The sequence below is a fragment of the Thermoclostridium caenicola genome, from assembly GCF_900142095.1.
GTDB lineage: Bacteria > Bacillota > Clostridia > DSM-8532 > DSM-8532 > Thermoclostridium_A > Thermoclostridium_A caenicola.
Genome location: NZ_FQZP01000014.1, coordinates 25,475 through 44,636 on the forward strand (window position 1 = coordinate 25,475; position 19,162 = coordinate 44,636).

Consider the following 19,162-nt stretch of genomic DNA (forward strand, 5'->3'; position numbering starts at 1 on the left):
AAAGGAGTTTATTCTTTATGAGCGATTTTCTGAGGAGAACCATCGAGCGTGCGAAACTTGACAAAAAGACGATTGTCTTGCCGGAAAGTACCGATATTCGTACCCTCAAGGCCACAGAGATCATCCTCAAGGAAGGATTTGCGAACATTGTGCTGGTGGGTGATGAGGAAGAGATAAAATCCCTTGCGGTTGGAATAGATATTTCTGGAGCAACCATAGTCAACCCCGAAAAATCAGAAAAGTTCGAGGATTATTGCAATACCTTCTATGAAATGAGAAAGAATAAGGGCATGACCATTGAAAAAGCCCGTGAAACCATGAAAAACCCGCTTTACTGGGGTGTCATGATGGTCAAGAAGGATGAGGCCGACGGCATGGTGGCAGGAGCCATCAACTCAACGGCCAACACCCTGAGACCGGCCCTCCAGATCCTTAAAACCGCTCCCGGAGTAAAGCTGGTTTCTGCATTTTTTATCATGTGTGTGCCTGATTGTGAATACGGGCACCATGGCACGTTCCTGTATGCGGACAGCGGGCTTGTTGAAAATCCCAATGCCGAAGAACTGGCCGAAATCGCCGTATGCTCGGCTGACAGCTTCAGGGCCCTGGTAGGCGCCGAACCCAAAGTGGCCATGCTGTCCTATTCCAGTTATGGCAGCGCTAAAAGCGAATTGACTGAAAAGGTGATTGAAGCCACCAGGCTTGCAAAGGAAAAAGCCCCTGATTGCCTGATAGACGGCGAGCTTCAGGTGGATGCTGCCATTATTCCTGAGGTAGCCAAAAGCAAGGCGCCCAACAGCCCGCTGAAGGGTGAGGCCAATGTTCTGATATTCCCTGACCTGAATGCAGGCAATATTTCATATAAACTCACCCAGAGGCTGGCTAAGGCAGAAGCCTACGGGCCTATTACCCAGGGTATTGCAAAGCCTGTAAACGACCTGTCCAGAGGTTGTTCGGCAGAAGACATCGTAGGTGTTGTGGCCATTACGGCCGTTCAAGCGCAGAGCATAAAGAAATAAAGGGGATAGAGAGACATGAATATTCTGGTTATCAACGCGGGCAGCTCATCCTTGAAGTACCAGCTCATCGACATGAATGGTGAAAAGGTGCTGGCAAAAGGTTTGTGCGACAGGATCGGCCTTTCCGGGTCGGTTATCAAGCATAAGACCCATGATGGCAGGGCCATCGAGAAGGAAATCGTCATGAGCAACCATCTGGATGCCATCAAACAGCTGATTGCCGTTCTGACCGACGAGCAGGTGGGTGTCATCAAATCCCTTGACGAGATCAATGCGGTGGGCCATCGCGTTGTGCACGGGGGAGAAAAATTCTTCAGTTCTGTCGTCATTAACGACGAGGTTCTGAAAACCATTGAGGAATGCGAGGAACTGGCACCTCTACATAATCCGCCGAATGTTACAGGCATCAAGGCTTGTACTGAAATTATGAAGGGCGTGCCCCAGGTGGCCGTTTTTGATACGGCATTCCATCAGACCATGCCAAAGAAGGCCTATATCTATGCGTTGCCCTATGAATACTATGAGAAGTACAAGCTGCGTAAATACGGTTTCCACGGCACATCCCACAAATATGTTTCAGAGCGGGCCGCTGTGTTGCTGAACAAACCCTATGATCAGCTGAAGATCGTTACATGCCATCTCGGCAATGGCTCAAGCATCACCGCCGTAGACTGCGGTAAGAGCGTGGAAACTTCCATGGGCTTTACACCACTGGACGGACTGGCTATGGGAACCCGTTGCGGTACCATAGACCCTGCTGCCGTGACCTTCCTGATGAACAAGGAAAAACTCACCACTGAACAGATGGATGAGATCATGAACAAGAAGTCGGGTGTTTATGGCATATCGGGCGTTTCCAGCGACTTCAGGGATCTGGACGATGCCGTTGAAAAGGGCAATGAGCGTGCGGAGCTGGCTCTTCAGATCTTTGCATACCAGGTCAAGAAGTATATCGGGGCATATGCCTGCGCCATGGGCGGTTTGGACGCCGTCGTGTTCACGGCGGGCATAGGGGAGAATAACCCGGGTATCCGCCAGCGGATCTGCTCCAACCTGGAATTCCTGGGAATTAAAATTGATCCGGAAAAGAACAAGATTAGGGGCGCCGAGATCGATATCAGCGCGGAGGGGGCCAAGGTACGCACACTGGTCATACCCACCAATGAAGAGCTGGCCATCGCCAAGGAAACCATCCGGCTTATCGGTAGATAATGGGTTTCCCATAGAGATAACATGGATATGATGATTGACAAAGATTGGGCTTGATATTAAAATCTATGGATAAAGGGGCGACCCTTTATCTTTTTTATTATGCCAAGAAACAGAAAGAATCCTGTACACGACAGTCAGAATGAATCTGTTTGTCGTGTGATATTTTTATTATGCAGGCATTGCTTGCGCTTCCCGGCGTCCATATTTTTAACAAGCTTTTTTTATGGGTTTTTCATGCCTTACCCGCATGGGAAAGATGCCGGGAACCGATAATCCGCAAAGGAAAGGACAGGTATGCTACATGAAGGTTTGTAAGTTTGGTGGAACATCCATGGCAAATGCGGAGCAGATTCGGAAGGTCTGTTCCATCATCACCTCCGATCCGGAGAGGCGCGTCGTTGTGGTTTCAGCTCCGGGCAAGCGGTTTGGTTCCGATACCAAGGTCACCGATTTGCTTATCGAATGCACCAACCGGTTCCTGAAGAGTGAGGATCATGAGGAAGTCCTGGAAAAGATCATTTCCAGGTTCCGCGAGATTGCAGCCGATCTCGGCCTTGGAGACAAAATCGTCATCGATATTGAGAACAACATCCGGACAAGGCTCCAGATGGGATACGATTCCGAGGAGAAACTGATGGATCGGATGAAGGCAGCCGGCGAGGATAACGCCGCAAGGCTGGTGGCGGCCTATCTGAAATCCATCGGATACCAGGCCCAGTATCTGAACCCCAAAGACGCCGGTCTTTTCCTCAGCGACGAGTATGGCAATGCCAGGGTGCTTCCCCAGTCCATCAAAAACCTCAAAAAGATAAAAGACATGAAGGGGATTGTCATATTCCCGGGCTTTTTCGGCTATTCCCTGTCCGGCGATGTGGTCACCTTCCCCAGGGGCGGTTCAGACATCACGGGTTCCATTCTGTCCGCAGCCCTGGAAGTGGATGTCTATGAGAACTTTACAGACGTGGATTCGGTTTTTGCAGCAAGCCCCAAACTCATCGAGAACCCAAAGCCCATTTCGGTTCTTACCTACCGTGAGATGCGCGAGCTGGCCTATGCCGGCTTTACGGTGCTCCATGAGGATACCCTGGAGCCCGTATACCAGAAAGGTATACCTGTCAACATCAGAAATACCAATAATCCGGATGCCCCCGGTACGCTGATCACCCCCATGAGGGACGCTTCCATGTCGCCTGTGGCCGGCATTGCGGGCGGAACAGGCTTCTGCAGCATCAATATCCATAAATATATGATGAACCGTGAGATCGGTTTTGGCCGCAAGGTGCTCCAAATCCTTGAGGAAGAGTTTGTGCCGTTTGAGCACATGCCTTCGGGAATAGACGATATCTCCATCATCATCCGGAAACAATACATGGATGATGAGAAAAAGAGCCGCATCATGGAAAGGATCGCCAAGGATCTCCGTGTTGACAGCGTGAATATCGAGTATGACCTTGGGCTGGTCATGGTGGTCGGCGAGGGCATGATGCACACGGTGGGTATTGCCGCAAGGATTACAAAGGCCCTTGCCAAGAGTGGCATCAACATCAGGATGATCAACCAGGGTTCATCCGAGGTCAGCATCATGTTTGGCGTCTCCGAGGCGGACGTGGACAAGGCCATTGTCTGCATTTATGACGAATTTTTCAGGTAGCAGGCATTGCCTCCTGCTGCATGAACCATCTTGATACATATTACCCGGGCAAACCTTTGATGCCCAAGAGGAGTTGAGACTATGATTCTGGTATTGAAACCCGGATCGACAGAAGAGCAGAGAAGAGAACTGATCAAGGAAATCGAAAACCTGGGATTGAAGGTGCACGTTTCGGTCGGTGAAGAAACCACCATCATCGGCCTTATCGGCGATGTCTCCAGGATCAATCCATATGCCCTGTCCTCCCATGAGATCGTGGCCAACACCCTGAGGGTCAGGGAACCTTTCAAAAAGGCCAACCGCATGTTCAAGCCCGAGGATACGGTGATTGACGTCTGCGGCAAAAAGATTGGGGCAGGGCATTTCGTGCTGATTTCAGGTCCGTGCTCGGTGGAAAGTGAGGAACAGATAATCAATATTGCACGGGCATTGAAGGAGGCAGGCGCCACTTTCTTAAGAGGCGGAGCCTATAAACCGCGCACATCCCCGTACAGCTTCCAGGGACTTGGCCTGGAAGGGCTGGAAATGCTGAAAACAGCCGGAAAGGAAGTCGGTCTTCCCATCGTTTCGGAAATCATGTCCACCGATGTCCTCGATCGCTTTATTGAAGATGTGGATATCATCCAGGTGGGCGCCAGGAATATGCAGAACTTTGTCCTGCTGCGCGAACTGGGAAGAACCAAAAAGCCCATCCTGCTCAAGCGCGGCCTGTCTGCGACCCTTGAGGAATGGCTGATGTCCGCGGAATACATCATGAGCGAAGGCAATGAGAATGTCATTCTCTGCGAGCGCGGCATCCGCACTTTTGAAACCTATACCAGAAATACCCTAGACCTGAGTGCTGTACCGGCCATTAAGAAACTGAGCCATTTGCCCATCATCGTGGATCCCAGCCACGGCACCGGAAAGTCCTGGATGGTGGCCTCCATGTCCAAGGCAGCCGTGGTTGCGGGAGCCGATGGCCTGATCGTTGAAGTACATAACAATCCCAGGGGTGCCCTGAGCGATGGTGAGCAATCCCTGACACCCGACAATTACGCCGCACTGGTTCCCGGCCTGAGGGAACTGGCCGAATTTGAAGGGCGTCGGACCGAGTTCTAGTCGGACGTCAGCGCAACATGAGGAGGAAGTTATGATTCAGGTCAGGGTGAATGCCCCTTCCAGGACGTATGAAATAGAGATAGAGACCGGTTTGTTTGACCGCCTGCCTGTGGTATTCCGGGAACGGTATACCGGCAGGCGCCTGGCCCTGGTTTGCGACGACACGGTATACGCCCTTTATGGGGAGCGTTTTGCCCACGGACTCACGCAGCAGGGATTCGATACCATCACGGTTACTTTTCCTGCAGGCGAGCAGCACAAGAATCTTGCAACCCTGGACAGGATCTACCAGGCCCTTGCCAATGCCAATTTTACCCGCAGCGATTATGTGGTGGCCCTTGGCGGTGGTGTGACCGGGGATATGGCCGGACTTGCCGCTGCGACCTTTCTGCGCGGGCTGGGCTTTATACAGATTCCCACGTCCCTTTTGGCCATGGTGGACAGCAGCATCGGCGGCAAGGTCGCCATCGACATGCAGCAGGGAAAGAATCTGATCGGCGCTTTTTACCAGCCCGATGCGGTCTATACCGATCCGGGCCTTTTGAATACCCTCAGCGACCGGCTGTTTGCCGACGGCATGGCGGAGCTCATCAAACACGGCCTGATACGGGACAAGGATTTATGTCAAAGGCTTGAAAGCCTGGGAAGCCGCGAAAGCATTAGCGGGCATCTCGATGAGATCATCGCCATCAGCTGCAGGATCAAAGGCTCCGTTGTGGAACAGGACGAAAACGACAACGGGGTCAGGCAGCTCCTGAATTTTGGCCATACCATAGGCCATGCCATTGAAAAGGTCCAGAATTATAACGGTCTGACCCACGGTGAAGCCGTATCGGTGGGCATGACAGTTATCACCCGCATGACCGAAAGGCTGGGCCTGACAAAGCCGGGAACCTGTCAACGGCTCATGAACCTGCTGAAATCCTTCAACCTTCCCGTTGACATGCCGGGGATCAGCAGGGAAGATCTTTTCCGTGCCATCCTCATCGATAAAAAATCACGCTCCGGGTTTATCAGCATCGCCTACCTGCGGGAAATAGGCGAGAGCGATTTAATCCGATGGAGTTTCGAGGAATTGGAGGAATACCTGTTTGCCGAGCTTGAGAATTGAATCGAGGAAACTTTCAGGAAGGATATTTATACAGCCATCCAAGAGCATGGCCCATCGTCTGATCCTTTGCGCCCTCCTGGCGCGTGGGACCAGCGTCATCGACAATATTGTCCTGTCCGACGATATCCGGGCTACCCTGGGTGCCTGCCAGGCTTTGGGCGCCGGCGTGAGCATTGAGGACAGCCCGCGTTTTGCCAACAGAAAACGGATCCTCCTCTCCGCTCCGGGGGAAATCCGGTTGAGCCGGCCCGAAATCGACTGCATGGAATCCGGTACCACGGCCCGGTTCATCATCCCCGTCAGCAGGCTGTGCGCGGACCCTGTCACGCTGACGGGAAGGGGCAGGCTTGTAAAACGTCCCTTTGATGTTTATAAAAGCATTCTGCCCGGCAAGGGCGTCGGTTTTGAGGATGAGAACGGCAGGATGCCCATCAGGCTTTCAGGAAGGCTTAATCCCGGTGAGTATGAACTCCGGGGCGACGTGAGCTCTCAGTTCATCTCCGGGCTCCTGATGGCGTTGCCGTTCCTTGAGGGGGATTCCACCATCCGGATCACCGGGCCCCTGGAATCCCGTCCCTATGTGGAAATGACCTTGGACGCGCTGCATCAGTTCGGCATTAGCGTTGAACATTCCGAAGACTACAGGTTGTTCCGCATACGGGGCGGCCAGAAGGCAGAGGCGCGTTCCCTGGCCGTGGAAGGGGACTGGTCACAGGCCGCGTTCTTTTGTGTTCTGGGCGCCATAAGCGGTGAAGTGGCCATCGATGGTTTAAGCAAGGCTTCCCTCCAGGGAGACCGGGTGATCCTGGATTTTGTCCGCGCAATGGGGGCCGATACCCGTTGGGAACAGGACACCCTCCTGGTAAGACCGGGGACCCTGAAAGGCATCGAGGTGGATGCCTCCCAGTGCCCCGACCTGGTTCCGGCCGTCGCCGTGGCAGCCGCGCTGTGTGAAGGAAAAAGCCTGATCGGCAATGCCCGCCGTTTAAGGCTCAAGGAATCGGATCGGCTCAGCGCGGTTTGCTCCGAGATCAACAAAATTGGCGGCCATGTGGAAGAGATGGAGGATGGCCTGGTCATAAACGGTGTTGGGCGTTTCCGCGGTGCTACGGTGGATGGCTGGAACGATCACCGGATCGTCATGTCGCTGGCCATTGCCTCGTCCTGCTGCGATGGTCCCATGGAAATCAACGGCTATGAAGCTGTTTCCAAGTCCTATCCCGAGTTCTGGGATGATTTCAGGTCGCTGGGAGGTCGTTTCGATGAGCAGCATATGGGGTGAACGGCTGAAAATATCGCTGTTTGGCGAATCACACGGCCCCGGTATCGGGGTGGTGGTGGACGGTTTTCCTTCCGGGATAACTGTGGATGTTGAGAAAATCGGCATGGAAATGGGCAGGAGAAGGCCCAAATCCTCAGCCTATTCCACACCGAGGAAGGAAGCCGATGAGGTGGAGATCCTTAGCGGTGTGTTCCAGGGACGGACCACAGGCACGCCCATTTGCGGCCTTATCCGGAACACTGACACCCGATCCCAGGACTATGAGCGAACCAGCCATCTGGCCAGGCCCGGCCATGCCGATTATACCGGGTATGTCCGATATGGCGGGTTCAATGATTTCAGGGGCGGAGGCCATTTCTCGGCCAGGCTGACCGCGCCCCTGGTTTTTGCAGGCGCGCTGGCCCGTCAATACCTGGAATCGAAGGCTATTTATATAGGAAGCCATATCTATCGCATCGGCGATGTCCAGGATGTGGGGTTTGACATGACCCGCATTTCCAGGGAGCAATTACAGCAATTATGGCGCATGGAGATGCCCGTGAACGATGCCTCCTGCGCCAATGCCTATATGGAAATCATAGAAGAAGCCCGCAGTCAGGGGGATTCGGTGGGCGGCATCATCGAGACAGCAGTGATTGGTCTTCCCGCCGGACTGGGTTCGCCCATTTTTGGCAATGTGGAGGGCAGGCTGGCTTCCATGCTGTTTTCCATACCCGCCGTCAAGGGTGTGGAGTTCGGGACAGGCTTTGCCATTACCGGGATGAAAGGCAGCGAAGCCAACGACAGCTTTTACATGGACGGCGACCAGGTGCGCACCAGGACCAACCATAACGGCGGTATCAACGGCGGCATCACCAACGGCATGCCCCTTGTGTTCCGGGTAGCCTTCAAGCCCACGTCCTCCATCGCTAAGGCCCAGGATACCATCGATATCATGAAGATGGAGAACGCAAAGCTTGAGATAAAGGGCAGGCATGATGCCTGCATCGTTCCCAGGGCGGTGCCCGTGGTGGAGGCGGCCTGCGCCATAGCCCTGTGCGATCTGATGCTTGCGCAGTTTGGTTCGCAAGGCCAATAAACGTCAGACATCACGTTTTATGAGTTGATGCGTGTGCCATTTGAAAAATGCCCAGGAAAAGAAGCGACTGTCTCAGGAAGGACGTTTCCGGTTCAGATAGAATGCTTTGACCTGCTTTTGCATGACGGTACGATTCATGATGGGGGGTATAGGACCATGTCTGCGGCAGACAACCTGGATGCTATCAGAAAGGGAATTGATGAGGTGGATGAAGCCATAACCCGGCTCCTGGAAAAAAGGATGGATTATGTACGGGAGGTTGCGGCCTATAAGCAACGGACCGGCATGGCCATACACGATCCGGCAAGGGAGCAAAAGATTCTTGAACGCATCCTGTCAAAGGTGGATAATCCGGCATACAAGGCGTCCATTGCATCTGTCTATACCGCCATCATGAAGGCTTCGCGGGATTTCCAGGCAAGGCTTCTTTCCATGCCTTCGGAAAGTTCTGGGGCAAAGTACGGCCTTATCGGCAAAAAGCTTTCCCATAGCCTGTCCCCGAAGATTCATGATCTTCTGTTCGGGGAAATGGGGATACCGGGACAGTATGACCTGGTTGAAGCAAGTCCCGAAGAGCTTCCCGGGCTTCTTGAGCGCCTGAAATCCCTGGGCTACCGGGGTGTTAATGTCACCATTCCCTATAAAAAGGACATCATGCCCTATCTGGATTCCCTGTCCGACGAGGCGGCCCATATCGGCGCTGTCAATACCATCTGCCTGACCGAAGGTTACAGGGGCTATAATACCGATTACGACGGCTTTGGCATGGCCCTGGAGGCCTGTGGTGCAAAAACCCAAGGCGCAAGATGCGCCGTGCTGGGAAGCGGAGGCGCAGCCCGAGCCGTCGTGGCATACCTGAAGGATCATGGCGCGGCAACCATCACCCTCGTATCCCGCGATCCGGAAAGTGCCGTGCAGAAGTTCCCGGGACTTGCCGGTATCAGCCTCGATGCCTTCTCGGCCAGGGGCTATGATTTGGTGATCAACACCACGCCGGTGGGCATGTATCCTGATGTGGACAGAAGCCCACTTCGCAAGGATCAGCTGGATGGGGCAGGGTTTGTGATGGATCTGATCTACAATCCCGAGAAAACCGTCCTGCTCCGATATGCGGAGGAGTTGGGCATACGCCATGACAACGGCCTGTACATGCTGGTGGCCCAGGCCTTCCGCGCAGAAGAGATCTGGCAGGGTAAAACCCTGGACAGGGCCCTCATTCGCAAAGTCATGGACGAGATCAGGGGGAGTATATGAAAAACATCGTATTGATCGGGATCATGGGATGCGGCAAGACAACGGTGGCTGAACGCCTGGGTGAGGAACTGAAAAGGCCTGTCCTGGATACCGATGCGCTGATAGAAAAGGATTTCGGCCCCATTCCAAAGCTTTTTGAACAGGGGGAGGATTATTTCCGGGAGGTGGAAAGCCAAATCATTTCCAGGGTATCTGCCCTGGAAGGCGTGATCATTTCCACCGGCGGAGGTGCTGTCCTGAGGGAAGAAAACGTTAAAGCCCTGAAGAAAAACGGCATTATCATCTTCATCGACAGGCCTGTTGACTTCATCGTCAAAGACATTGACTGTTCGGGCCGTCCGCTGTTGAAAAACGGTCCTGAAGCGCTCCGCTCCCTGGCGGAAAAACGATACCCCATTTACAAGGCCTGCTGCGATTACCATGTGGTTTCCGACAATGATTTGTCCCATACCATCCAAAGGATTGTGGAAATATTGCGTAAGGATGGTTTTATAGGCCCCTGAAAAACATATAAATGACACTGGGTAGTACAATATCCGGTGGGAACCGAGTTGAAAGCAAGAGACCTGCTCTATCTCATAGCCGTTATTCTCATCCTAAACCTGGTTTTCGGAAGCATTTTCAATGCGCCCAACGGGACCTCACCGGACACCCTTTCTGCTTTACCCGATCCTGAGGATAATCCCGGGATCTTGCCCGATCTCGTGGAACCTTTCTTTTCGGATCAGGCTTTTCCGGAGGAGGCCATACCCGTATCCCTTCCGACAATCAATGCCCGTTCAGCCTGTGTCATCGATTTCGATACCGGAACCATTCTGTACGAGAAGAACGCGTTTGTGAAAAGGCCCATGGCCAGCACCACCAAGATCATCACGGCCATTCTGGCCATTGAAAACTGTCCGATGGATGCCTGGGTGCCCATCAGCGGCAGGGCAGCCGGCATTGGCGGTTCGGTTATGGGTCTGAAGGCAGGAACCAACGTCCGTATGGAGGATCTGCTTTACGGGCTTATGCTCTGCTCCGGAAATGATGCTGCGGTGGCCATTGCCGAGTATTGCGCGGGAAGCGTTCAGGCATTTGCCGACATGATGAATGAGAAGGCCCGCCAAATAGGCGCCTATGAAACCCATTTTTCCAACCCTCACGGGCTGGATGCCAAAGACCACTACACGACAGCCTATGATTTGGCCAAGATCACCCGCTATGCCCTGCAGAACCCTGTTTTCAACAGGATTGTCAGGACGCGGGAATATTATTATGACGGAAGGACGCTGACCAATACCAACGAAATGCTGGAGCTTTACGAGGGGGCGGATGGGGTAAAAACCGGGTATACCGGGCTGGCCGGAAGATGCCTGGTCACGTCGGCCACACGGGACAATATCCGGCTCATCTCGGTGGTGCTGTTTTGCGACTCAAGGAGTCTTAGGGCCCAAAGCAGCATGAGAATCCTGGATTATGCCTTTGAAAACTACGGTTATGTTCAGCTTCTCCGGAAAGGGAATATCATGGGCGAGGTGCCGGTGATCCGCGCCCGCCACAAGGAAACCATTACGGCAGGTGTGGCAAATGATGTGAAGGCCATCCTGAAGCATGGCGAGAAGGATATGCTGTCAACCCGTATTTCGCTCCTGCAGGATGTGGAAGCGCCTGTCCGCAAGGGAACCATCCTGGGCACAGTCTCGGTTTACAAGGGGGACGAGATCATCGGGGAAAGCTCCCTCATCGCCATGGAAAGCGCGGAAAGGATGCAGTTTGTCGATTATCTGAACCAGGTGGTTGATCATTGGGTGCATATGCTGCAATAAGGCGTGACAGCCAGCCGCAGCAGGTTTTCCGGCCAGGGACCACAGGACTGGTATAACTAGAATTTTGAATAGCACTGGCTCATAACATGCAAATGTCCGTCATGGAAATCACAGCAAGCCCGCTTGCACCGGGCCTTTATTTCTGCAATAAATCAAGCTGTTCAGGCAGTCCGATGGGAAATCAGGGAAAATCTTTTGCAATATTTAAAAATAAAACTTGCAAAATCACCATGCTTCCGCTAGAATAAAACGTAGCTTAAATTTTAGGAGGAGCAAAGATGGAAGCATGTATGAACATGCCTTCAAGCAGGCTGTCTGAACGGAGACAAGAATTGCTGACAAAGTATGAAGCCTTTAAAAATCAAGGCCTCAAGCTGGATATGTCCAGGGGTAAACCGGGCAGTGACCAGCTTGATCTTTCCATGGGCCTTTTTGATAACGTGAAGGATCTGATCTCCGAAGATGGGCTCGACTGCCGCAATTATGGCGGGCTGGACGGCATTGTTGAAGCCAAAAGGCTGTTTGCTTCGCTGTTTAACCTTTCAATCGATGAGATCTTTGTGGGCGGAAATTCCAGCCTGAATCTCGAGTATGACCTGATCAGCAAGGCCTTTCTGTTTGGCCTCAACGGTTTTATGCAGCCCTGGTCCAGGCTGGAAAAGGTACGCTTTTTATGTCCCAGCCCGGGGTATGATCGCCATTTTGCCATCACCCAGCAGTTTGGCGTCGAAATGATTACCGTTCCCATGACCGATGAGGGTCCCGACATGGACATGGTGGAAGATCTGGCTTCCAGAGATCCGTCTGTCAAGGGTATCTGGTGCATCCCCATGTACAGCAATCCAACGGGCATCACCTATTCGGACCGGGTTGTCAGACGTCTTGCAGCCATGAAAACCGCAGCGGATGATTTCATCATCATGTGGGACAATGCCTATGCCTTCCATCATCTGTATGACACGCCCGATACTTTGCTGGATATCATTGAGGAATGCCGGAAGGCCGCTCATCCCAACAGGGCCTATATGTTCGCTTCCACTTCCAAGGTGACCTTCCCTGGAGCCGGCGTGGCCATTGTGGCATCCAGCAAGGAAAATATTGCCCACCTGAAAAAGCAGATATCCATTCAGACCATTGGATACGATAAGATCAACCAGCTGCTCCATGTCCGTTTTCTGAAGGATCCGGAACACCTTAAGGCGCATATGAAGAAGCACGCCGAAATCCTCAGGCCCAAGTTTGAAACCGTCCTGGATATTCTGGAAAAGAATCTGGGAGGGAAGGGGATTGCCACGTGGCATAAGCCCCGTGGAGGCTATTTCATCAGCCTCAACGTGATGAAGGGCTGTGCGCGCCGCACCGTGGAACTTGCAAAGGAAGCGGGGGTTACGTTTACTCCGGCGGGAGCCACCTTCCCTTACGGCAAAGATCCGGACGATTCCAACATACGGATTGCGCCTACTTATCCGCCGCTCCACGAGCTGAAAACAGCCATCGAGATCCTGTGCGTCTGCGTTGAGCTGGCGGTTTTGGAAAAAATGGTATAAAGCAACCTCCACACACATATATCATCTTCATTTGTGCAGAGTGAATAAACTTAATAAATTCACTCTTTTTTTACTGGATTTTTGGATGGTTTAGATATATAATACTACTGCACCGATAATATGAACATGATATATTATCGTATTGATGTACTAATGTACTGATGTCAGGTTGACATATTATCGCTTCCGGAGGTACATATCTTGTCCAGAAATTCGTATGAAAGCCCCTTTAATCTGAGATACGCCAGCCAGGAAATGCTTGAGCTTTTTTCTCCCGATACCAGGTACAAAACCTGGAGGTCCCTTTGGATTGCCCTGGCTGAAGCCGAGAAGGAACTGGGACTGGATATCACCCAGGAACAAATTGATGAACTCAAGGCCTTCCGTGATGAAATCAATTACGAACTGGCCGAGCAGATCGAGAAGGAAACCCGACATGATGTCATGTCCCATATCCGGGCTTACGGCACCCAGTGCGAAAAGGCCAAGGGCATTATTCATCTCGGCGCAACATCCTGTTTTGTGACCGACAATACGGATATCATCATCTATCATAAAGCCCTCAGGCTGATCAGGGACAAGGTCCTTTCGGTCATCCTGAAGCTCAGCCGCTTTGCGGAGAAATATAAGGACATGCCGACCCTGGGCTTTACACATTTCCAGCCGGCCCAGCTGGTGACGGTGGGGAAAAGGGCATGCCTGTGGATTCAGGACCTGCTGATGGACGTGGAGGAACTGGACTTTGTGATCTCCCATCTCAGGCTTCTTGGAAACAAGGGGACAACGGGAACCCAGGCAAGCTTTCTGGCCCTTTTTGACGGCGATCATGAAAAGGTTAAAAAGCTGGAACGGCTCATCGCCGAGAAGATGGGGTACACCGAGGTCATTCCGGTTTCAGGACAAACCTATACCCGAAAGCAGGATTCCAGGATTCTCAATGCCCTGAGCGCAGTTGCCCAGAGCGCCTATAAATTCAGCAATGACATGCGCCTTCTGGCAAACCTGAAGGAACTTGAAGAGCCTTTTGAAAAGAACCAAATCGGCTCGTCTGCCATGGCTTACAAGAGAAATCCCATGCGCAGCGAGCGGATCTCCGCCCTGGCCAGGTACGTCATCGTGGACGCGCTGAATCCAGCCATTACAGCATCCACCCAATGGCTTGAGAGAACGCTTGATGACTCGGCCAACAGGCGAATCAGCATTCCTGAAGCCTTCCTGGCTGTAGACGCCATACTGAACATCTACCAGAACATTGCCGATGGCATCGTGGTCTATCCCAAGATCATCGAAAAGCATGTCATGGAAGAGCTGCCCTTCATGGCCACTGAGAACATCCTCATGGAGGCTGTCAAGAGAGGGGGAGACCGCCAGGAGCTCCATGAAAAGATTCGTCAGCATTCCATGGCTGCAGCCAGGCGCATCAAGGTCGATGGTTTGCCCAACGATCTCATCGATCGCATTGCCAACGATCCGGCCTTTGGCATGACAAAGGATGAAATCATGGCGGTTCTTGCTCCCGCCAACTATATCGGGCGCAGCCGTGAACAGGTGGAAGAATTCCTGGAAACCCATGTCTATCCTTTACTGCGGTCCAACCAGGTATCAGACGTCCATGTGGAACTGAAAGCATGACCGAAATAGCTTGATAGTCCTATTGAACCGAGCTTGTTTTCATGTTATATTGTCATTACGTCATATGGTTATGCGATGGAGGGTTTTGGTATGGTAGACATTAATAAATATAGCAATGTGCCATTGTATTGCCAGTTGAAGAACCTCATCCTGGACAAGATTGAAAAGGGTGAGTTCAAGGCAGATTCCAAAATCCCTTCAGAACAGGAGTTCTGTGAAAAGTATGATATCAGCAGACCCACCGTACGTCAGGCCATCAACGAGCTGACAGCCAGCGGGCATCTCTATAAGCTCAAGGGGAAGGGTACATTTGTTTCTACCCGGAAAACCCACATACATGTCAAGGATTACACCGGTTTTACCGATTCCATCCTGGATAGCAACAATCCTGCCGAGAAGAACATCGTGTCCATTGAGGTTGTCAGCAGCAAACAGGATGAGAAGCTTGGCGAATTGTTCGGGCTCAAGCCGGAAATGCCCGGGGAATTCGCAGCCATTACCTACATCAACAATCTTGGCGGGGACGTATTCTCCCTGAATACCTCCTATATTCCTCTGTACCATTTTCCGGACATCTGCGAGGACATTCGCCTGAAAAAGCCTTCGCACGATATTCTGAGGGGCAAGTATCCCTTGATTCCCAGCACCTCCAGGAGCGTGCTGGAGGTCATCTATACCGATCAGAAGGATGCGGCCTATCTGAAGGTACAGCCGGGTCAGCCGCTGATCCGTGTAAGCAACATGCTCTACGCAAAGAACGGCCAGCCGGTGGAATACATCGTCAGCAAATACCGGGCGGACAAATGCGTTCTGAATTTTGAAAACCATAAATAAGCGTCATGGCATTATCGGATGCATCATATGGCATGGATTTATGAGAGCGGACATGGATCCGCTCTTTTTATTGTTATTGCGATCCATGCAAAGTGGTTTCGCAGCAATCTTCTTTTACACAAAATGTTATTCGAGGAGCAATGCGAAAAAAAGCTTCAGGCCGGGAGGCTGCAAAGCCCGCCGTCATGCCGTATGCCTGCGAAACGGCAACTGTTCGTCCAGGGGGCGGCTGAACCCGGTAAAGACCGGCCGCTATGCTGCATGTCTGAAAATATTAAAATCATAATGCTGCCCAAAATTTTTTCATATCTCGCAGGGGCGGCCAATATACTTATACTGACCGATTGGCCATGCTGTTTGCATGTGCCGCAGGCTTTAACAGAGGGGGATTGGCCGTGGAAGCTTTGTACAGCATATACAGCGACATTGCTGAGAGAACAAATGGCGATATATACATAGGAGTGGTCGGCCCGGTACGGACCGGTAAATCAACTTTTATCAAACGCTTTATGGAATCCCTGGTTTTGCCGAACATCAAGAACCCCTACGAACGGGATAGGGCCGTTGATGAAACACCCCAGAGCGCTTCAGGGCGCATGATCATGACCACTGAGCCCAAATTCGTTCCCAATGAAGCGGTTACGGTGACCATGGACGACAATGTGAGCATGCGCGTCAGGCTGGTCGACTGCGTGGGATACCTGGTGAAGAGCGCCATCGGCCATATGGACGGTGAAATGCCCAGGATGGTCAAGACGCCCTGGTATGATTATGACATACCCTTTGAGGAAGCGGCAGCCATTGGCACCAGGAAGGTGATCAATGATCACTCCACCATTGGCATCCTGATTACAGCCGACGGCTCATTCACCAATATTCCCAGGGAAGAATACGAAGAAGCCGAGGAACAGGTGGTCAATGAACTGAAGGCATCAGGAAAACCGTTTGTCATCCTGCTGAACTCGACCACGCCTGAAAGCCCGGAAAGCAAAGCCCTGGCAGAAGAGTTGAGCAGCAAATACCGTAAACCGGTGATACCGGTTGACTGTCTGAACCTTGGACTTCAATCCATCAACAGGATTATGAACGGCATTCTCCTTGACTTCCCGGTACGCGAAATCTGCTTCAACATTCCAGGCTGGATCCTTTCGCTGGACAATGAACACTGGCTCAAGAAAGAGCTGATCAATGCCATCAGGAACGCCTTCTCGGACAGATCCACGGTGCAGAATGTCTATGAAGCAGCAGAAAAATTCAATGTTTATGACTTCCTGAGCAAAACCGCCATCCAGGATGTCAAGATGGGTACCGGAGAAGTCTGCCTTGAGATGAAGCCTTCCGATGGCCTGTTCTTCAAGGTGATCAAGGAGGAGACCGGTCTGGAGATCGACGGCGAGCAGCGCCTGTTTTCGGTGCTCAAGGAACTGTCCGCCATCCGTGCTGAATACGCCAAGGTCGCCAATGCGCTCCAGGAAGTCAGGACAAAGGGCTATGGTGTCGTAACGCCCAGCATCGACGAGCTTACCCTGGAGCCTCCGGAGATCATCCGCCAGGGAACCCGCTTTGGCATCAAGCTCAGAGGCAGCGCGCCATCCATTCATATGATCCGTGCCGACATCGAGACCGAAATAGCGCCGCTGGTGGGTTCCGAAAAGCAATCGGAAGAGTTGGTCAATTATCTGCTGAAAGAATTCGAAGGCGCGCCGGAAAAGCTCTGGGAATCCAATATATTCGGGAAATCCCTGCATGAACTGATATCGGAAGGCCTCCAGAACAAGCTGTTCCGGATGCCTGAAGATGCCCAGCTGAAGCTGCAGGAGACCCTGCAAAAGATCATCAACGAGGGCAGCGGCGGGTTGATCTGCATCATACTCTGATCCATCCCCGTTTTACCATATGGCCTTTCACATTTCCGCTGTTTGACGCGTCACAGTCCGGTATGGCTGTGACCGGTTCTTTTTGGGCATAATTTTAGCGCTGGAAATATTAGCTGTGAGAAAAAGTGGTATAATAAATAATAGGTATATATAATGCGCATCAGAACGAAGGTTTTTGCATTGAAATAAATGGTTGCGGAAAAAAGAAAGGAGAACCCGTAATATGGCTGAAGAAAAGAGAAAGCGCGGAAGACCCAGAAAAAACCCGGATGCCGTGGCAGCCGCTGCAGAAAAACCCGCAAGAAGAAGGGGAAGACCTCCCAAGAATAAGGCTGCGGAAGCCACCAATCCCGCAGAAAAGCTGGTTTACAGAACCGGGAACGCGTGGGATAATCCTTCCATGAGCGAGCGGGAAATAGAAAGATTCTGCAAAGGCTATAAAGCGTTCCTGAACAAGGCCAAAACGGAAAGGGAGTTTGTCCGCGAAGCAGAAGAACTGGCCATCCGCAATGGCTTTGTGGATCTCGACAAGGTGTTGGAGAACAAGACGCCCTTGAAACCCGGCGATAAGGTCTATCGCATCGTGAAGAAAAAGATGATGATGCTGGCCGTTATCGGCAACAAGCCCTGTGAAGCCGGTACCCGAATGATCGGCGCCCATATCGACTCGCCGAGGGTGGATATCAAGCAGAATCCGCTTTATGAATCCACTGATATGGTCTTCATGAAGACCCATTATTATGGCGGAATAAAGAAATACCAGTGGCTGGCTATTCCATTGGCCCTGCATGGTACCATCATGAAAGCCGACGGCTCGGTAATCGATATCTGTATCGGCGAAGATGAGGGCGATCCCGTGTTTACCATCACCGATTTGCTGCCTCACCTTGCCAAAGATCAGATGGACAAGAAGCTGGATGTCGCCTTCAGGGGCGAAGCCATGAATGTGCTGGCCGGATCCCGTCCGGATCCCGACAAGGAGGCCAAGAACCGGTTTAAGCTGAACATCCTGAAGATTTTAAATGAGAAATATGGCATCACCGAAGAGGATTTTATATCCGCCGAACTGGAAATGGTGCCTGCCTTCAAGGCCCAGGACCTGGGATTTGACAGGAGCATGATCGGTGCGTACGGACATGACGACAGGGTTTGCGCCTATCCGGCCCTGATGGCCATCCTTGAAACCCAGAATCCTGAATACACGGCGGTTTGCGTCCTCACCGACAAGGAGGAAATCGGAAGCGTAGGAAATACCGGCGCCCAGTCAAGGGCTCTGGAAAACTTCTTGGCCGATCTCTGTGCGCTGACGACACAGGAACCCTATTCCGACCGCCTGCTGCGCTCGTGCCTGGACAAATCGCAGATGCTGTCTGCTGACGTGAATGCTGCTGTAGATCCCAATTTTGACGATACGCACGACAAGCTGAATGCGGCCTATCTCGGAAAAGGCCTTGCCATTCTGAAATTCAGCGGTTCCAGGGGTAAATCGGGAGCCAGCGATGCCCATGCCGAGTTTGTCGGCGAGATTCGCAGGCTCTTCAATGAAAACAAGATCCCCTGGCATATCACCGAACTGGGCGCTGTTGACAAGGGCGGCGGCGGTACCATCGCCATGATGATCGCCAATCTGGGCGTGGATGTGCTGGATGTCGGCGTGCCGGTATTATCCATGCATGCACCCTTCGAAGTGGTCAGCAAGGTAGATGTTTATGCGGCGTTCAAAGGTTACTCGGTATTCCTGAAATAGAAAACGGCA

Annotated in this window: 16 protein-coding genes; all 16 read left to right on the forward strand. The window is 52.2% G+C overall.

Annotated features, from left to right (window positions below; genetic code table 11):
• The first annotated feature begins 17 nt into the window (after window positions 1–17).
• The 16 genes from pta (at window position 18) to F3H12_RS05695 (ending at window position 19,153) form a co-directional block, all read left to right on the forward strand.
• The gene (pta, locus tag F3H12_RS05625) at window positions 18–1,019 is read left to right on the forward strand and encodes a phosphate acetyltransferase (protein ID WP_149678363.1); all 1,002 of its coding nucleotides are present in this window, start codon (window positions 18–20) and stop codon (window positions 1,017–1,019) included.
• A gap of 15 nt (window positions 1,020–1,034) precedes the next feature.
• Complete coding sequence (locus tag F3H12_RS05630; RefSeq protein ID WP_149678364.1) at window positions 1,035–2,231, forward strand: acetate/propionate family kinase; 1,197 nt, start codon at window positions 1,035–1,037, stop codon at window positions 2,229–2,231.
• 301 nt (window positions 2,232–2,532) lie between these two features.
• On the forward strand, window positions 2,533–3,882 hold the full coding sequence (locus F3H12_RS05635; protein WP_149678365.1) for an aspartate kinase: 1,350 nt from the start codon (window positions 2,533–2,535) through the stop codon (window positions 3,880–3,882).
• Between the two features lie 81 nt (window positions 3,883–3,963).
• Entirely contained in the window at window positions 3,964–4,983 is a 1,020-nt protein-coding gene (gene aroF / locus F3H12_RS05640) for a 3-deoxy-7-phosphoheptulonate synthase (RefSeq protein ID WP_149678366.1), read from the forward strand.
• Window positions 4,984–5,014: 31 nt separating this feature from the next.
• Window positions 5,015–6,094: a 3-dehydroquinate synthase gene (aroB, locus tag F3H12_RS05645; RefSeq protein ID WP_149678367.1), complete on the forward strand. Its 1,080-nt coding sequence runs from the start codon at window positions 5,015–5,017 to the stop codon at window positions 6,092–6,094.
• On the forward strand, window positions 6,075–7,376 hold the full coding sequence (gene aroA / locus F3H12_RS05650; protein WP_149678368.1) for a 3-phosphoshikimate 1-carboxyvinyltransferase: 1,302 nt from the start codon (window positions 6,075–6,077) through the stop codon (window positions 7,374–7,376). Before aroB ends, aroA begins: the two co-directional genes overlap by 20 nt.
• Entirely contained in the window at window positions 7,357–8,454 is a 1,098-nt protein-coding gene (gene aroC, locus F3H12_RS05655) for a chorismate synthase (RefSeq protein ID WP_149678369.1), read from the forward strand. Before aroA ends, aroC begins: the two co-directional genes overlap by 20 nt.
• 156 nt (window positions 8,455–8,610) lie before the next feature.
• Window positions 8,611–9,708, forward strand: coding sequence for a shikimate dehydrogenase (gene aroE, locus F3H12_RS05660; protein ID WP_188118397.1), 1,098 nt, complete (start codon window positions 8,611–8,613; stop codon window positions 9,706–9,708).
• On the forward strand, window positions 9,705–10,211 hold the full coding sequence (locus tag F3H12_RS05665; RefSeq protein WP_149678371.1) for a shikimate kinase: 507 nt from the start codon (window positions 9,705–9,707) through the stop codon (window positions 10,209–10,211). The genes aroE and F3H12_RS05665 overlap by 4 nt, the downstream gene beginning before the upstream one ends.
• A 48-nt stretch (window positions 10,212–10,259) precedes the next feature.
• Window positions 10,260–11,516: a D-alanyl-D-alanine carboxypeptidase family protein gene (locus F3H12_RS05670; RefSeq protein ID WP_188118398.1), complete on the forward strand. Its 1,257-nt coding sequence runs from the start codon at window positions 10,260–10,262 to the stop codon at window positions 11,514–11,516.
• Window positions 11,517–11,794: 278 nt separating this feature from the next.
• Entirely contained in the window at window positions 11,795–13,063 is a 1,269-nt protein-coding gene (locus F3H12_RS05675) for an aspartate aminotransferase type Ic (protein ID WP_149678373.1), read from the forward strand.
• A 201-nt stretch (window positions 13,064–13,264) separates the two neighbouring features.
• On the forward strand, window positions 13,265–14,695 hold the full coding sequence (gene purB / locus F3H12_RS05680; protein WP_149678374.1) for an adenylosuccinate lyase: 1,431 nt from the start codon (window positions 13,265–13,267) through the stop codon (window positions 14,693–14,695).
• Window positions 14,696–14,785: 90 nt separating this feature from the next.
• Window positions 14,786–15,529 carry a GntR family transcriptional regulator gene (locus tag F3H12_RS05685; RefSeq protein WP_149678375.1) on the forward strand — a complete coding sequence of 248 codons (744 nt, stop codon included), beginning with the start codon at window positions 14,786–14,788 and terminating at the stop codon, window positions 15,527–15,529.
• 27 nt (window positions 15,530–15,556) lie between these two features.
• Window positions 15,557–15,988 (forward strand): hypothetical protein, encoded by a 432-nt coding sequence (locus F3H12_RS13225; protein ID WP_188118400.1) that lies wholly within the window; start codon window positions 15,557–15,559, stop codon window positions 15,986–15,988.
• Entirely contained in the window at window positions 15,925–17,406 is a 1,482-nt protein-coding gene (gene spoIVA / locus F3H12_RS05690) for a stage IV sporulation protein A (protein WP_340162574.1), read from the forward strand. Before F3H12_RS13225 ends, spoIVA begins: the two co-directional genes overlap by 64 nt.
• A 223-nt stretch (window positions 17,407–17,629) precedes the next feature.
• Complete coding sequence (locus tag F3H12_RS05695; protein WP_149678377.1) at window positions 17,630–19,153, forward strand: aminopeptidase; 1,524 nt, start codon at window positions 17,630–17,632, stop codon at window positions 19,151–19,153.
• The last annotated feature ends 9 nt before the right edge of the window (window positions 19,154–19,162 follow it).

Bases quoted from the DNA above. Each gene is read 5' to 3' on its own strand.
- F3H12_RS05665 (WP_149678371.1), top strand. From the start codon at position 9,705: ATGAAAAACATCGTATTGATCGGGATCATGGGATGCGGCAAGACAACG.
- F3H12_RS05685 (WP_149678375.1), top strand. From the start codon at position 14,786: ATGGTAGACATTAATAAATATAGCAATGTGCCATTGTATTGCCAGTTG.
- aroE (WP_188118397.1), top strand. From the start codon at position 8,611: ATGTCTGCGGCAGACAACCTGGATGCTATCAGAAAGGGAATTGATGAG.
- pta (WP_149678363.1), top strand. From the start codon at position 18: ATGAGCGATTTTCTGAGGAGAACCATCGAGCGTGCGAAACTTGACAAA.
- aroF (WP_149678366.1), top strand. From the start codon at position 3,964: ATGATTCTGGTATTGAAACCCGGATCGACAGAAGAGCAGAGAAGAGAA.
- F3H12_RS05695 (WP_149678377.1), top strand. From the start codon at position 17,630: ATGGCTGAAGAAAAGAGAAAGCGCGGAAGACCCAGAAAAAACCCGGAT.
- F3H12_RS13225 (WP_188118400.1), top strand. From the start codon at position 15,557: ATGGCATGGATTTATGAGAGCGGACATGGATCCGCTCTTTTTATTGTT.
- F3H12_RS05635 (WP_149678365.1), top strand. From the start codon at position 2,533: ATGAAGGTTTGTAAGTTTGGTGGAACATCCATGGCAAATGCGGAGCAG.
- F3H12_RS05675 (WP_149678373.1), top strand. From the start codon at position 11,795: ATGGAAGCATGTATGAACATGCCTTCAAGCAGGCTGTCTGAACGGAGA.
- aroB (WP_149678367.1), top strand. From the start codon at position 5,015: ATGATTCAGGTCAGGGTGAATGCCCCTTCCAGGACGTATGAAATAGAG.
- aroC (WP_149678369.1), top strand. From the start codon at position 7,357: ATGAGCAGCATATGGGGTGAACGGCTGAAAATATCGCTGTTTGGCGAA.
- F3H12_RS05630 (WP_149678364.1), top strand. From the start codon at position 1,035: ATGAATATTCTGGTTATCAACGCGGGCAGCTCATCCTTGAAGTACCAG.